The 14,685-nt window shown below is 37.0% G+C and carries 7 protein-coding genes; 1 reads left to right on the top strand and 6 read right to left on the bottom strand.

What is annotated here, in order from left to right:
• Window positions 1-96: 96 nt before the first annotated feature.
• The 3 genes from QM941_RS01140 to mecA form a co-directional block, all read right to left on the bottom strand.
• Window positions 97-6,018, bottom strand: a complete 5,922-nt coding sequence (locus QM941_RS01140) for a ZmpA/ZmpB/ZmpC family metallo-endopeptidase (RefSeq protein WP_414337939.1) — start codon at window positions 6,016-6,018, stop codon at window positions 97-99.
• 1 nt (window position 6,019) lies between these two features.
• Window positions 6,020-6,583 (bottom strand): TIGR01440 family protein, encoded by a 564-nt coding sequence (locus QM941_RS01135; RefSeq protein WP_414337937.1) that lies wholly within the window; start codon window positions 6,581-6,583, stop codon window positions 6,020-6,022.
• Window positions 6,584-6,815: 232 nt separating this feature from the next.
• Window positions 6,816-7,559 (bottom strand): adaptor protein MecA, encoded by a 744-nt coding sequence (mecA, locus tag QM941_RS01130; protein ID WP_414337934.1) that lies wholly within the window; start codon window positions 7,557-7,559, stop codon window positions 6,816-6,818.
• A gap of 123 nt (window positions 7,560-7,682) precedes the next feature.
• On the opposite strand from mecA, the gene QM941_RS01125 reads away from it, so the two are divergent.
• On the top strand, window positions 7,683-9,161 hold the full coding sequence (locus tag QM941_RS01125) for an oligosaccharide flippase family protein (RefSeq protein WP_414337931.1): 1,479 nt from the start codon (window positions 7,683-7,685) through the stop codon (window positions 9,159-9,161).
• Between the two features lie 104 nt (window positions 9,162-9,265).
• Here the strand turns inward: QM941_RS01125 and QM941_RS01120 are convergent, their stop codons facing one another.
• From QM941_RS01120 to QM941_RS01110, 3 genes are all read right to left on the bottom strand, one after another.
• Complete coding sequence (locus QM941_RS01120; RefSeq protein WP_414338864.1) at window positions 9,266-11,782, bottom strand: MBL fold metallo-hydrolase; 2,517 nt, start codon at window positions 11,780-11,782, stop codon at window positions 9,266-9,268.
• 73 nt (window positions 11,783-11,855) lie between these two features.
• Window positions 11,856-12,566: a LicD family protein gene (locus tag QM941_RS01115; RefSeq protein ID WP_414337929.1), complete on the bottom strand. Its 711-nt coding sequence runs from the start codon at window positions 12,564-12,566 to the stop codon at window positions 11,856-11,858.
• 3 nt (window positions 12,567-12,569) lie between these two features.
• Complete coding sequence (locus QM941_RS01110; RefSeq protein ID WP_414337927.1) at window positions 12,570-14,486, bottom strand: LicD family protein; 1,917 nt, start codon at window positions 14,484-14,486, stop codon at window positions 12,570-12,572.
• Window positions 14,487-14,685: the final 199 nt, after the last annotated feature.

Below are 14,685 nucleotides of genomic sequence, written 5' to 3'. Positions count from 1 at the left end.
CTATCACCCTAAAAATACTTAAAATCTGTTTGGAAAAAAAGGCATCTTTTGGGGCACAAAAAACACCCACCTGCTTAGCAGGTGAGAGTCAATTGATTATTTAAAGATAGAGGTTTTGAAACTGTCAGTTTGTTGCAGCAATTTTTTAAAGATTTTTTCTTTCAGTGCAACAGTATTGTCAAATTTGACAGCGCCGTTACTTAGAGTAGCCTTATCTTTATCAACTGCTTCAGCAAATGCACGTTTCAAGTCTTCATAGCTATTGTATGTTTTACCATCTATTTCAATAGACTGAATTCCATTTTTGGCACTTGTTACAACTTCATTGAAGTAAGCTTTCTTCCATTCTTCAAGATTGTTGAATTTTCCTTCAGAAATCTTGTTAATGATGAAGTCATCACCTAGAGTATCTTTACCAGCTTTTTTAGATTCAGCTTTTAGCATGTTAGAAGCATAGTTCAGGAAGCCTTTTTCATAGCCATAGTAACCCCAGATTCTGAAAGTATTGTGTTTGAAGGACATCGCTCCAGGAGCACCTTCACTTGTATTACCACCATAGATACCAGTCATCATTGGAACATTCACATAAGCAGAATCAAAGTCAGATGGATTATAAACTCTATTACCTGGACCACGGTTGGTCATGAAGTTGTTCGTAATTAAGTCATCTACTGTGTGTAAAGGAATAGCTTTTTCCTCATCACTTAAAGGTCGAACCTTGTCGAATTGATTCTTGGTGTTATTTCCTCGGTATTGCTTATCAACCTTCTTGAACCAAGCATTGTTTAAATCTTGATTTGCTTTATCGAGGACAGCCTCTCCTTCAAGATAATCCAGAAGCATAAGAGTGTCGTTGTAGCCCTTCATGTAACGATCAATTTCGTCACGTGATTTAAGGTCATTTGGATTAGTGTTATACCATTGATTTCCGTCGTTTGGACGTTCATAAGCCATGTTGAGACCTAGTGCTTTGTATTCACCGTTTGGATTTGATACTGACGGAGTTTGTAACATCCCTTGAGCAAATGCTTCCAAATCAGTACCTTCACGGTGTCTTGAGCCACCTAGATAAACCATTCGGTCATTGACGTGAGTCGTTTCGTGAGTGAAGGCAGATACCCCAAAATCACTAATCATATCCGTCACCATAAAGAAGACAGAATCATCCTTATATGGATTCGCATAAACGCGAGCCACAGCTCCCATACGCCAATCTGTTGCGTGGTAACGGTCGGTAGGTCCATACAATTCACGGATAGGTGCCACATCTTTACCACCATTTGTATGGCCATAACGATCAGTACTAATGCCTTTATAATTCTGGTTGTCCAGTACAGGTGTTGGAACCATATTATTGCTCTTCAAGAGCTGATTACGTACTTTATCTAGAGATAGACGTGACCAGAAATCTAGGTAATTCTGTTGTCCTTTTGCAACTTTATCGATTTCAGCTTTGAAGGCATTACGCTCTGCTTCAGTGTACTTACCATATTTCTCAAATGAACTATAAGCCATTGTATTGTAAGTTGAAATCAAGAACATATGGGCATCTTTTAAGTTCAAGAGTGGTAAAATCATCTTGCCATGCATATCGTTATTTAATCCTTCGTAAGCTCTATGTTTCTTATCTGCAAAATCAGGATTGCTTGTTTTTGGTTCCACGATATAGACATTATCTTTAGTTGCTTTTATAAACCAATCATTTAGATCTTTGTCTTCTGTGAATAGACGCATATTATAGTCTAAGAAACTGTTTAACTCGCCTATGCCGATAACTCCACCGATAGTTTCGCGATAAGCTTCTAAAGTTCTATCACCTTTAATGTTATTTTCTTTGGAACCAATCTTAATCAAGAAGTCTAATACACTTACATTCTTACCATAGAAGTCTGGTTTGAACAACATGAGTTGCTTGATATTAAAGTTATCAAACTTAACTCCGTAGTATCGATTAAGGTAAGACAAACCAAGAAGAACAGCAGCCTTGTTGTCATCAATCTTCTTGATCAAGGCACGTTTAGCAGCTTCATCTGTGTTTAATTGATGATCTTCATTTTCAAGCAACTGTTTCACAAATTTCGCCAGATTATCCTTGACTTCTTTGAAGGTTTCTTCGAGGTAAAGGTTCTTAATCGCATTTACTTTGTTAGGACCAGTTCTACCAAGGTGCGTGTAGATTGGATCAGATTGTAATTCCACAGGACTCAATTTTTCAACAATAGCATTGATGAGATCACTACGGTCCTTGTCAACCATGTTCGGAGTATAAACAACTTCACCAAGTTCTGCAATACCGTACTCTTTCACTTGTTTCACTTTTGAATCTTTAGGTGAAATGGTAAAGATATCTTTTGTCTTATCTGCATAGTGGATCATAATATGATCAGCATCAGCCAATTCCGTCACAAAGGTATTGCCTTTCATAGCAGTTACAGACAATACTTCTTTAGTCAAGAGAGGACTTCCTGTAGCTAATTTATTACCTTGGTCTACAATCCACTCTTTATTATAGAAAGGTTGAAGTTTTGCAATATTACGGTAAGCTAGCTCACGAGTTGCATCATAACTATCAATTGCTTTGTACTGATCGTCTTTGTTTAGACTGTTATTAAGCTTATCTTCAATTGGCTTGCTGCTGGTAAATTTATCAGCAGTGATTCCCATTGCTTCAATTTTCTTCTCGGCTTCAGCCAGTGAGATACTTGGAATTTTACGTGAATTGTTAAAGGATTTTTTACCTTCACTCACGTCATCAACACTATAATTACGTTTGGTTCTTGAATAAGTGAAGTAGTCGTCAGCATCAATATCTGAGTGACCAAACACCATCTCACCTGTTTTGACTTTCATCATGGTGATATTGTCTTCAATAGCACCTAAGGCCCAGTTAGTACCCAGCAATCCACCAGACTGAACAGCTTCTTTCAGTTCGATAGAACCTTTAGCAACAGAATTTCTTAGAACCCCTTCTGTACCGACCGTGTAGTTATTAGCACCATTTTGAGATGAATAGACTAGTCCTGCAGCTTTTGCTTTATTACCAGTAATTTCAGCATCAACGTATGCTTTCTCAACAACACCCTTCCAGTTTTCACCAAGAATACCAGCTAAATAGCCTCCTCTATTGCCAGCAGCGTGAAGTTTACCGATAAAGGCGACATTACTTACTTTTCCACTACCATCAATTTTATTGATAATACCAGCTACATCATTATTACCGACAACACTTCCGGTTACTTTGACATTTTCAATAGTTGCATTGTTTTTGATAACACCTGCGATTGGAGCTACTCGATCAACTCCAGGCATATCAATATTGACATTTTCCAGTAAGAGATCCTTAACAGAACCACCTTCAATGTTTCCAAATAATGGTCTAGTGATATTATGAATAGCAAATTTGTTACCATCAGTGCTTCCCAATGAACCTTTAAAGGCATTGGTTACATAAGATTTGCCAGCCGGTGGTACATTATTAGCATTCATATTGCTACCAAGCTTAAAGGTACCCGTAGGATTTGCTTGCATAGCTTTTACAAGTTCATTAAAGTCGTAGTACACATCACCTTCATGAGCTTTTGGCTTAGGCAAATAGTGTACATACTCTTCAGTGAAACGATTTTCTGCAGTACGTTGAATCAAATCTGGTGCTTTTGCAGTTACCTTGTAAAGTTTATTTCCATCTACAGTAACTTCTTCGATTTTATCAACAGCTAGTTTCGTAACCTTGTTATCGTAAGTCGTAACTTTTAAGTAGTAAGGCTTAACATTCGATGGTTTCTCGGACAAGAGACTACTATCGGTCTCATTACCTTGGTCATCCACACTGATTAAGCTTGTTTCCTTAATATTTTTGACTTCAACTTTTTTAAGGTCGATTCTCAATGGTTCTTCCTTAAGAACTTCTTCCTCGTCACCATTACCACGATCATACACCATAGTCGTCGCAAGTGTATAATCCTTGTAATAATCTAAATCAGCTAAAGCTGTCGCAAGATTAGACTCTGAAATAGCAAATGTCTTAATAACTTGATTGCCTTTTTTCAACACTGCTTGAATAGACTTGATAGTCACTCCATCTGGTTTTTTAAGGCTATAAGTTGCTTTTGCACTTCGATTCAATTCTTCTGTATCAACTTTAGTTAATGTTAGAGTAGGTTTTTCTAATTCCTTAGTACCTTTTTTGATAATGTGGTCTTGTGACTGTTCAAGAACTTCTTCTGAAACAGTAGGTGCATCTGCAGTTTTCACACCCTTGATAGTCTTGTAAACTTTGGTAATTTTCTTCTTACCATTCTTACCTACCTGAGCAACTGTTTCAGTTCCCTTGAGTAAACTCGAATCTTGTTCCATTATCGTTTTAAAAGGAACTTCTTCAACAGAAACTTCTTCGGTTTGGCCTTCAATTGGTTTGGTTCCGCGACTGATTTTTTCAGCTACAGGAGCTTTAACAATTTCCGTACTAGTGGTGATAGCTTCGCCAACTTTCTCCCCATCTACAGTTTTGTATACACGATGTATGAGTTGACTACCAGCTTCACCCTTTTGAACAACACTTTCTTCGTCTGTATAGCGATTAGAATCCGATAGGTATTCTGTAGAATATGGAATTGTAACAGTTTCTGTTTCTATCACAGTTGACTCTGTCACATTGTATTCTGGCAAGCTAGGTTGAATGAGAGGTTCACCTTCGTGTCCTTCTTCCTGAGTCCCTTTAGCCGTTACTTCATCTGTATAGGCTGGGAGTTCAGGTTGGATTGGAGATTCGCCTACATGACCTTCTTCTTGAGTACCCTTGGCACTTACTTCTCCTGTATAGGCTGGTAATTCCGGTTGGATTGGAGATTCGCCTACATGACCTTCTTCCTGGGTACCCTTGGCACTTACTTCTCCTGTATAGGCTGGGAGTTCAGGTTGGATTAGGGCCTCCCCTACATGACCTTCTTCCTGAGTGCCCTTGGCTGTTACTTCATCTTTATAAGCTGGGAGTTCCGGTTGGATTGGAGATTCCCCTACATGACCTTCTTCTTGAGTGCCCTTGGCTGTTACTTCTCCTGTGTAGGCTGGTAATTCCGGTTGGACTGGGGCCTCACCTACATGACCTTCTTCTTGAGTGCCCTTGGCACTTACCTCTCCTGTATAGGCTGGGTTCTCAGGTTGGATTGGAGCCTCACCTACATGACCTTCTTCTTGGGTGCCCTTGGCACTTACTTCACCTGTAAATACAGGGTTCTCAGGCTGAACTGGGGCTTCACCTACATGACCTTCTTCCTGGGTGCCCTTGGCACTTACTTCGCCTGTAAATACTGGATTCTCCGCTTGAACTAGTGCTTCACCTACATGACCTTCTTCCTGAGTACCTTTGGCTATCTCCAGCTTCTCAGTCACAGGTTTTGAAAGGTTTTCAGTTTGTAGTTTTTCACGTAGTGATGGGTTTAAATCAGCTTCCTTGAAGTAGCCAACATATTCATATCCCTCAATTTGAATGACACCTTTAGCTAATTCTTCCTGGCTACATGCAGCGATTGTCTGATTATAGGACTTCAAGATTTGATTCTCAAAGGCTGAGGCCGTTTGAGGAATAAAGTAGCTTCCACCTAAAGCACCAATCACGAGAAGACCCGCAACCTTATTATGATTTTTCTTTGAAATTACCAAAACAGCTAGCGATGCTGTCGTAAGACCAAGGCCAGCAAGTGCTAATTCTTTACTTCCAGTTTTTGGTAATTCCTGAGAAATAGTGGCTTTCTTTCGGTAAACAAGATAAACAAGGTCATCTTGTTTTAATTCAGAAGGGAGCTCTCTATGAATTAAGGCCTTTTCTGCTTCAGTTAATTCTTGCTCTGCCAAGTAGCGAAAATGAACCTGATTATTTTGACCTAGTTCATCAGCATCTACCTTACTAACCATGAGGTTGTTGCTACCAAAAAGGAAGGCTCCGATAACTACAGAGCCTACTCCAACTGAGAATTTTCTAATCGAATATTTAATAATCTTTTCAACTTGTTTCTTTTTCATTTTATACTTTCCTAATAAGATCTTGTGGGTAGTGAGCACGCGCTCCTCCAATAAGTTTTGGACGACTAGCAAGGGCGGTTACATGGGCCTGACCAATCTCTCTCAAAACTGGGCGAATAGGTACTTGAACATGTTTAACATGCATACCAATAGCTGTATCTCCGATGTCTATACCTGCATCAGCCTGGATAAACTCAACCTCAACTGGATCTTTCATATATCGAAAGGCAGCTAATTGTCCCGAACCTCCGGCATGTAGAGTCGGAAGTACGCTAACAATTTCTAATTGATGGGTTAAAGCAACTTCTCTTTCCACTACTAGAGCACGATTTATATGTTCACAACCCTGTACTGCAAGGTGAACTCCCCTTGCTGACAAGATTTCTAAAAGTCTTTTGACAATGACTTCCCCAATTTCTTGGCTAGAATCCTTGCCGATATACCCACCTATCACTTCACTGGAAGATAGGCCTAAAACAAAGATTGCCCCCTTATGAAGAGTCATTTTATCAAGTAAATCAGTCATTATTTTTTCAACTTGAATTTCTATTAGTTCTCGGTCCATTTTTCACCTCGCTTACGTCTCTCTATCATATCTTTTTTTCACTATTTTAGCAAGCTAAGTGATGCTGATAATACAACTTTCATTTGCCTGTAATTTATATATTTTCATCCATAAATATATCAGTCTCTTTTCTGAAAATTTAATAGATATTTCAGAAAAAAGATCAACCAATCCCTCGGTTTTTACAAATAAAAAAGCAGAGATTAGAATTCTCTGCTGATTTCTAGATTTTTTAAATTTTTTGTAATCCTTCAACTGCATCGTGATTGATTAAGATTTGACCGTATTCTTGTAGGACCGAACGACTGAGATCAGTATCATCTGCAAATTCTCGCATACGGGCTAATAACCAAGCAGGATAAAGATTTGGACGATTTTCAACATCAACCAAGACTGTTAGATAGTATTGGTCGTTCATCTTATAGAGTTCTGAAGTCTCCATTTGGTAATTGACCGTCTTCACGAAAGCCACCAAACTCGCTAATTTGTCAAAACGTAAGATATAGTATATATAAGGTTCTCTTTTACTCTCTTCTTCACTGTCAGAGTCTGCATCAAGCTCTGCTTCTTCCTCTTCTTTTTCAACCTGCTCTAAAGATTGGATTGCTTCAATATCATCTTTTGTTTTCTCTGCAAGAGTTTTTTCCAAAGTTTTCAAAAACTCATCTGGAGACATTTTTGACAATTCTTCCATGTCCGGAAGATCTGCCAAATCCTCAAAATCCAAATTCTGATCAATCTTAGACTTGGTCACAAAGACATCCACTTTGTCAGGTTTAGGAGTCACACGAAAACTCAGCATTCCTGTATCCAAGAAACTATCTGGCATTTCCAATTCGTCCAAAATTGCATAGAAGAACTCTTCTGTTTTTTCTTGGGGAACGAGAAAATCTGCAATTTCCATTCCACGATCCATCAAGTCCTCTAATGACATGGTGATTTTTAGTGTTGTATCACTGATTTGTTTCATTTTCATAGCTAGTAACCTCATACTTTCAGTCTATCTATTATACTAGATTTTAAAGATTTTATCAAAAGAATGGCGTTGGAATGTGATATAATACTAGTATCTATTTTAGAATCTAAGAAAGAAAGTTTCATGAAAAATATAAAAGTAAATGCTTTGGCTAGCCTGCTGGTCAATATTTTAAATATCGTTTTCCCTTTGATTACCAATCCCTATCTGACGCGGATTCTCAGTAAGTCAAACTATGGATACTTCAACACTGCCAACACTTGGGCTAGTTTTGTTATTCCACTAGCAGCCTTTGGGATTTACAATTATGGGATTCGAGCTATCAGTAAGGTTAAGGATGATAGGAATAAGATCAATTATGTTTTTTCTAAGTTGTTCTATATCTCAGTAATTACTTCAGTTCTAACAACTGGTATCTACTTCCTCTTTATTTATTTCGACACCAGTATTGTCAATCTGAAAATCCTTTACTACATCCTAGGTATTCAAGCCCTCTTCCAGTTCCTTAACATCGAATGGATGAATGAAGCCTATGAGAACTATTCTTTTATCCTTTATAAAACACTGGTTATCCGAATTGGAATGTTAGTGGCTATCTTTGCATTCGTCAAGACACCTGATGATATCGTCCCTTATGCTACCATCATGAGTGCGACAACTATCATCAACTATCTGCTTAGCTTCCTTTGGATCAAACGCGAAGTTTCCTTTGTGAAAATTGAATTCATGGAACTCCTCAAATCAGCCAAACCTCTCTTAACCATGCTCCTTCTAGCAAACGCGAATATGCTCTATACCTTGCTGGACCGTATGTTCATCACTAAAGGACCTGATGAGAATTTTATCTCCTACTATACCATTGCCTCCAGTATCGTTATGCTGATTGCTAGTGTCCTTAGCGGAGCTATCAACGTCAGCATCCCACGACTAGGTTATTATCTAGGAAAAAAAGATTTTAATTCTTATAAATATCTGGTCAATCAAGGTGCAGCTCTCTTTTTCTTCCTTATGATTCCGACTAGTATCGGAATTATGGTTTTAGGAACCTATGCTACAGTTATCTACTCTTCTGAGAAATATCTAGAAGCAGGAATCGTAACGAGTATCTTTGCTTTTCGAACCATTATCTGGGCTATCGAATTAATCCTTGGAAAACAGATTATCTTTATTAATGACCATGAAAATCGTTTGACTGCCTTTTACTTTATCGGAGGTGGTGTCAATGTAGTCCTTAACTCTTTGCTACTTTTTAATAATATCTTTAGTCCTGAATACTACATTGGAACAACCATTATAGCTGAATCAATCGTGGTACTGCTAGAAATTCGCTTTATTCAAAAGCACAAACTATTGGATTTGAGAGAAATTTTTACAACTCTGACTCGCTACACAATCGTATCACTAGGTTTCATCCCAATTTATTATGTTTTTAAAACCCTCTTCCAAGTTCATAGCTATGATGTTACGATGAATATGATCAGCATGGTTTTATCAACTATCGCAGGATGCGGTATCTACTATGCCATCACCCTCTTTGTCCTCAAAGATAAAACACTTCATTATGCACTTGATTTAGTGCGTGCCAAACTTAAAAGAGCATAAAGAAAAACACCATTAAAGGTGTTTTTCTTTATTTTAAATATCAGATAATATCTAAGAACCAACTAATTTTTTTCTTCAGTTGTTTCTGATAATGGCTCTATAGCCTAATCTTTTTCATTTACGACAGATGAGTTTGTCTCGGTATTGGTCTCATTTGTAACAACCTGAGTTGTTTCAGTGACTTTATCCTGTTTGTGTTCAACTTTCGTCTCTTTAGTCGTTTCATCAGGTTTACTTGTTGTCCAAACTCCTTCTGCATTAACCTTGTAGCCATCAGGTGTTGTGCTATTTCTTAGAAGTGAACCATCTGCTTGGAAGTAATACCATTTACTATCAAGTTGTTTCCAGCCAGTCTGCATCGCCCCATTAGCGTCAAAATAGTAAGTTTCATCATTTACTTTATGGATTCCTGTAGCCATCTGACCAGTTTCGGTATCAAGGTAGTACCAAAGTCCATTTTCTTTGAGCCAACCTGTCTTCATCGCTCCACTATTTGTAAAGTATCTGTATGAGTCATCGAACCACTTCCAGCCTGTTTGCATAGCTCCACTTGCATTTAGATAATAACGAGTACCTTCAATCTCTTGGAGGCCAGTTTGCATGATACCTTCTTTATCTAGATAGTACCAATGCCCATTATCTTTGAGCCAGCCTGTCTTCATCGCTCCACTGCTTGTGAAGTAGCTATAATGATTATCGAACCACTTCCAGCCTGTTTGCATAGCTCCACTTGCATTTAGATAATAGCGACTACCTTCAATCTCTTGGAGGCCAGTTTGCATGATACCTTCTTTATCTAGATAGTACCAATGCCCATTATCTTTGAGCCAGCCTGTCTTCATCGCTCCACTGCTTGTGAAGTAGCTATAATGATTATCGAACCACTTCCAGCCTGTTTGCATAGCTCCACTTGCATTTAGATAATAGCGAGTACCTTCGATTTCTTGGAGACCAGTTAGCATGATCCCTTCTTTATCCAAGTAATACCAAGTATCTTTATCCTTAATCCAGCCTGTTTTCATTGCACCAGAACTTGCAAAATAGTTCCAATGTCCTTCAATCAAGGCCCAACCTGTTTGCATAACTCCCTTATTATCAAAGTAGTAGGTTACTCCATTGATTTCTTTTTTACCAACTATTTGTTTTCCTTCTTCATCAAAGTAGTACCAGTTTGATTCAATTTTTTTCCAACCAGAACCTGTCTCATCTGTCTCTAAAGCTCCACTACTTGCAAAGAACATCTTTTTGCCTTTAAAGACTTGTGAACCAGTAAGCATTTTACCATCTTTATCAAAGAGGTACTTCTGCCCACCGATTTCAGCTAGTTCATTATAAAGTCTTGCACCTGTAGAGCTGATATAGTACCATGAACCATCTTGCTTAAACCAACCCTCATACTGCATCTTACCATTACTATTAAGATAATACCAGTTGCCTTCCAGCTTTTCTCTACTATCATTTAAATGAATCCATTTGCTTGCCTGCATTTGACCTTTTCCATTAAAGAAATAATAGACATTATCTATCTTTCTCCATCCGATGGCCATTTCATCATCTGATAGACGATATTTCCAGTAACCATCTTCTTGATACCATCCTTCAGATACTATAGGAATATCTGGGAAAGAATCCGACACATTAGTAAAGCCGGAATCAGAGATATTAAATACAGTCGCATCCTTAGTTAGACTAGATGCATGAACAACCTGAATATTCTTCTTTTTTAGATAATCTCTTGTTGAAGCCAGATTTGCATCATAAGAAGATGTATGCACAACCATACTAGGTGAAAGTGACTCTAAGAAAGGGATTGTATTTGAGATTTGAGCATCATAGTGATGATTCCATTTCATCATGTCTACTTTGCCAATTTCTGGACCTAATCTATCCTCAGCACCTTCAGCATTATCTAAGTCACCACCAAGATATATCTTCTTCCCTGAAACGGATACTACTGCAACTAAGGAATTCGAATTATCATCGTAAACTCTCTTTAATTTGCCATCTGGACCATACTCATTCTTATAATTATAGAGTTGGATATCCATATCGCCCAATTTGAAACGACTATCTTCTTCCTTAATATCTTGAACAATTGTTACTCCTTTTTCACGAGCAACATTGAGTGCATTATCATAATTAAAAAGGTTATCCCACAAACGCCATTGACTTGTAATTCGTTCATCTGTATATTTTTTTAAATATAGTTTTCCGACTGGATAACGTTTTAGAACTTCATCTGCACCACCTATATGATCACTATGGACATGGGTCCCTAAGATAAAATCAAATTTCTGAATACCAAGCCGATTTAAATGACGAAATAGTCTATCTTCTAAAACTAGTTCATTCTGTCTTGAGATACCAACTCGACTTGGATAACGCGGATCCGTTCCATCTGGAAAATCATAATCTTCCCCCATATCAATTAGGGCATAGTGACCATTACTCTCTAAAAGAATTGCATCACTTCCTGAAGCTCCCTTGGTATTGATAAAGTGGATACGATTCCCAGAACCTGCCGAGATAGTGTCAGCTTTTACTGCTTGCAGGTGATTTGCAGTAACTGACAAAAGTATGATACTAAATAAGATTGACTTCCTTAACTTTTTCAAATCTATCACTTCTTTCCTTAAAACTTTTCTAGTGTCATTCACAAATAGACTTTGTGATTTGTTTATAAGTGTACTTAGCTTATTTCCTTAACACAACTCGGGCTAAGTTTGCATCACCTTGTTTATAGATTGGATTTTCTTTCCAGTTATAGTTGGTATTCGGAGTTTCAAAATCAGCTCCATACAAATGACTGATATATTCTCTCGTGTTCTCTGGAATTTTCACATCTATACCCTTAAAGTTAGAGACTTGCAATTGACTGAATGGCAATTCGTAATGATAGACCTCATGACGAGTTGGTGTTCCCAAAGCATTAATCATAAAGAAAATAGTATCTGAGGAGATTGTTTCCTCTTTTTTATTATAAACAATAAGATCGACATTCAACCCTTTAAAACTATAGGATAATTCTACCAATTGCTCATTATAGTAAAATTCTTTAGTTCTTGAAAAACCTCTGGTAAGAAGATATTTTTCATCCTCTAAAAAACTCTGGTAATCTGGAATGATGATCCCGAAATCCATATCCAAGTCATGACTAATAAAATCATTTTCTCGATAGTAGCCTAGTAGGGTCCCGAAATCCAACCAAATATCGTAATTTTTCAAAGGAGAACTATAAATCGTATTTAGAATCTCTTCAAAATTATTCTTTAACAACTCACTTCTTTTGGAGTCCAATTCAACGTTCGCTTTGTCATTGAGACTTTTAATGATTGGTAAGTTCTTGATGAGGTCTTTCTTGTCCCCTAAAAGACTTGCCAAGCTTCTTTTTAACCATTGTAACACGTCTTACACCTCTTTTATATAAGCGACAAAATCATCATGTTTCACTCGTTTTTCAACTGGTGGAATTTCCATAAAATCATCACCGTAGATAGCTGACAAGATTTGATGGGAAGCCTCAGGGATTTTGTAGGTTCTATCTTCAAATGGGCTATCCATTACTTTATCAAGCAGCGTCTTCTCAAATTTTGTAGAAGTTCTCTTATTTTCCATCAAATAATCGATAGAATCACTATCTTTAGCCTGCATAGATAGTAGGTTCATTTTTTTATTCCAAGTTTTTACTCTTGTTAAACGAAAAACAAGAACCAAGAGATATCTGACAATATTCTTTAATCCAGCACTCTTGCTATGAATACCATAGAGGGTATAAACAGATAATCTACGATAGGTATCTAGTTTAACCATCTCTTTGTTGACATCAGCGTAATAATCAAATGGGAATACATCCACACAAATTCCTAGATCGATATCATTTTCAATATAGTTATTCTCATAAACTGTACGAGCATCATATACTCGATAAAATGGATAAGGATAGCGAGCATCATTTTCCCAAGATGCTACTTTGTAGATAGGGTCATTGTCCCGTAGAACTGCTTGGTATAACTTGTCATACTCATCACGTTTCAATGAGATATCAACATCATCATCCCAAGGAATGTAGCCCTTATGGCGAACGGCTCCTAGTAGGGTTCCGTAAGCCAAAGAATAATTAATATTCTCTTTTTCACAGAGATTATGGATATAATCCATAACTCCTAATTCTATTTCTTTAATCTCTTCTTCATTTAGCTGTCTATATCCATCTCTCTTTTTAGAAATAACAGAGAAATAATAGCCTGAGATTATAAACAGAATACATCCTAACAATGAAATACCATAAAGTGTTGAACTTAAGAACAAATTGGAAATTAAGATAACAACCGTCATGAGTAGACCAGAAACAAGCTCATCATCTAATATCTTATTCTTTTTATCTTTTAGGAATTTTTTGATGCTTGCCCAGATGAATGAAATCATAAAAGCAGCGAAAGGAAGGAAACCAAGTAATCCGTTATAGAATAATAACTCTAGGTATCCATTGTGAGTTAAGTAATGTTCTTTAATGATATATGCACTTGCATCATAAGTTTTCCCTAACTCATACCAGTTCCCTGCTGAGTAACCAAATAGAGGTCTCTTTGGAATGAATGAAGCTGTGGATTGCCAAATTGCAAAGCGGTTATTGGAAATATTTTCTTCGCTGGTATCAGTTCGCTCCAAAGTCAAATTATTGTTTTCACCCTTTTCTTTATTTCGTTGAATTTCAGCTGAGTGAGCTCTCAAGTATAAATCACTGCTATATTTGACACCATTATAAGATAAAAATACTAGTCCTACTGTTAACAATACGGCGACAAAAGATTTTATCTTGTCACGGAATTCAAATTTCACTAAAGAATATAGAAAAGCTGCCACAACCAAACAGATGTAAGTCGTTCTTGAACCAGATAGAACTATATAGGCAAAGTTTAAAATAATAGAAGAAATGGCTAGAGTTTTAACAATTTTGTTTAAAGCAGAAAGTCTCATCCATAAATAGATAATAACGATTAGGGAAATAATCGAAAGATAGTTAGGACTTGCTAAAATACCAAACAAGCGTGATTCAACGAATCCTTGACGAATTAAGAGACCTTTATAGTCGAAAACTCTGTAACCAATCAACATAAAGAATTGAACAAGAGAAATGAAAACTCCCACAGTATTAGCTACAGTAATCACTGAGAAGAATAGGTTAAATAAAAGTCGAGACTTTTCTTTGGTAAAGGTCTGAAAAATTGGGTAAATAGCAAAGAAATAGATAAAGAATACTACCAAGTTCTTGATATTTGTTGAAAAGCCATACTTAATCACCAGTAAACTCGTGATTATATTCATAGCAAAAAAGAGGATTAGATACTCAATTTTTCTCACAAATAAATAAGCTTTTTTTACAAAAAAATTATACAAACCTAGGAGAACTCCCATAAGTGTCATTCCTAAGGTAACAAATTTATTAGCTGAAATAAATTGAAGAGGAACAATTAATCCGGCCATGCAATAAAAAGATATGACGGATAAAAATATCAGATTAATT

Source organism: Streptococcus timonensis (assembly GCF_047460355.1).
GTDB lineage: Bacteria > Bacillota > Bacilli > Lactobacillales > Streptococcaceae > Streptococcus > Streptococcus timonensis_A.
Note: the sequence above shows the minus strand (reverse complement) of the source record. Positions and strands in the feature narration are given on the sequence as shown.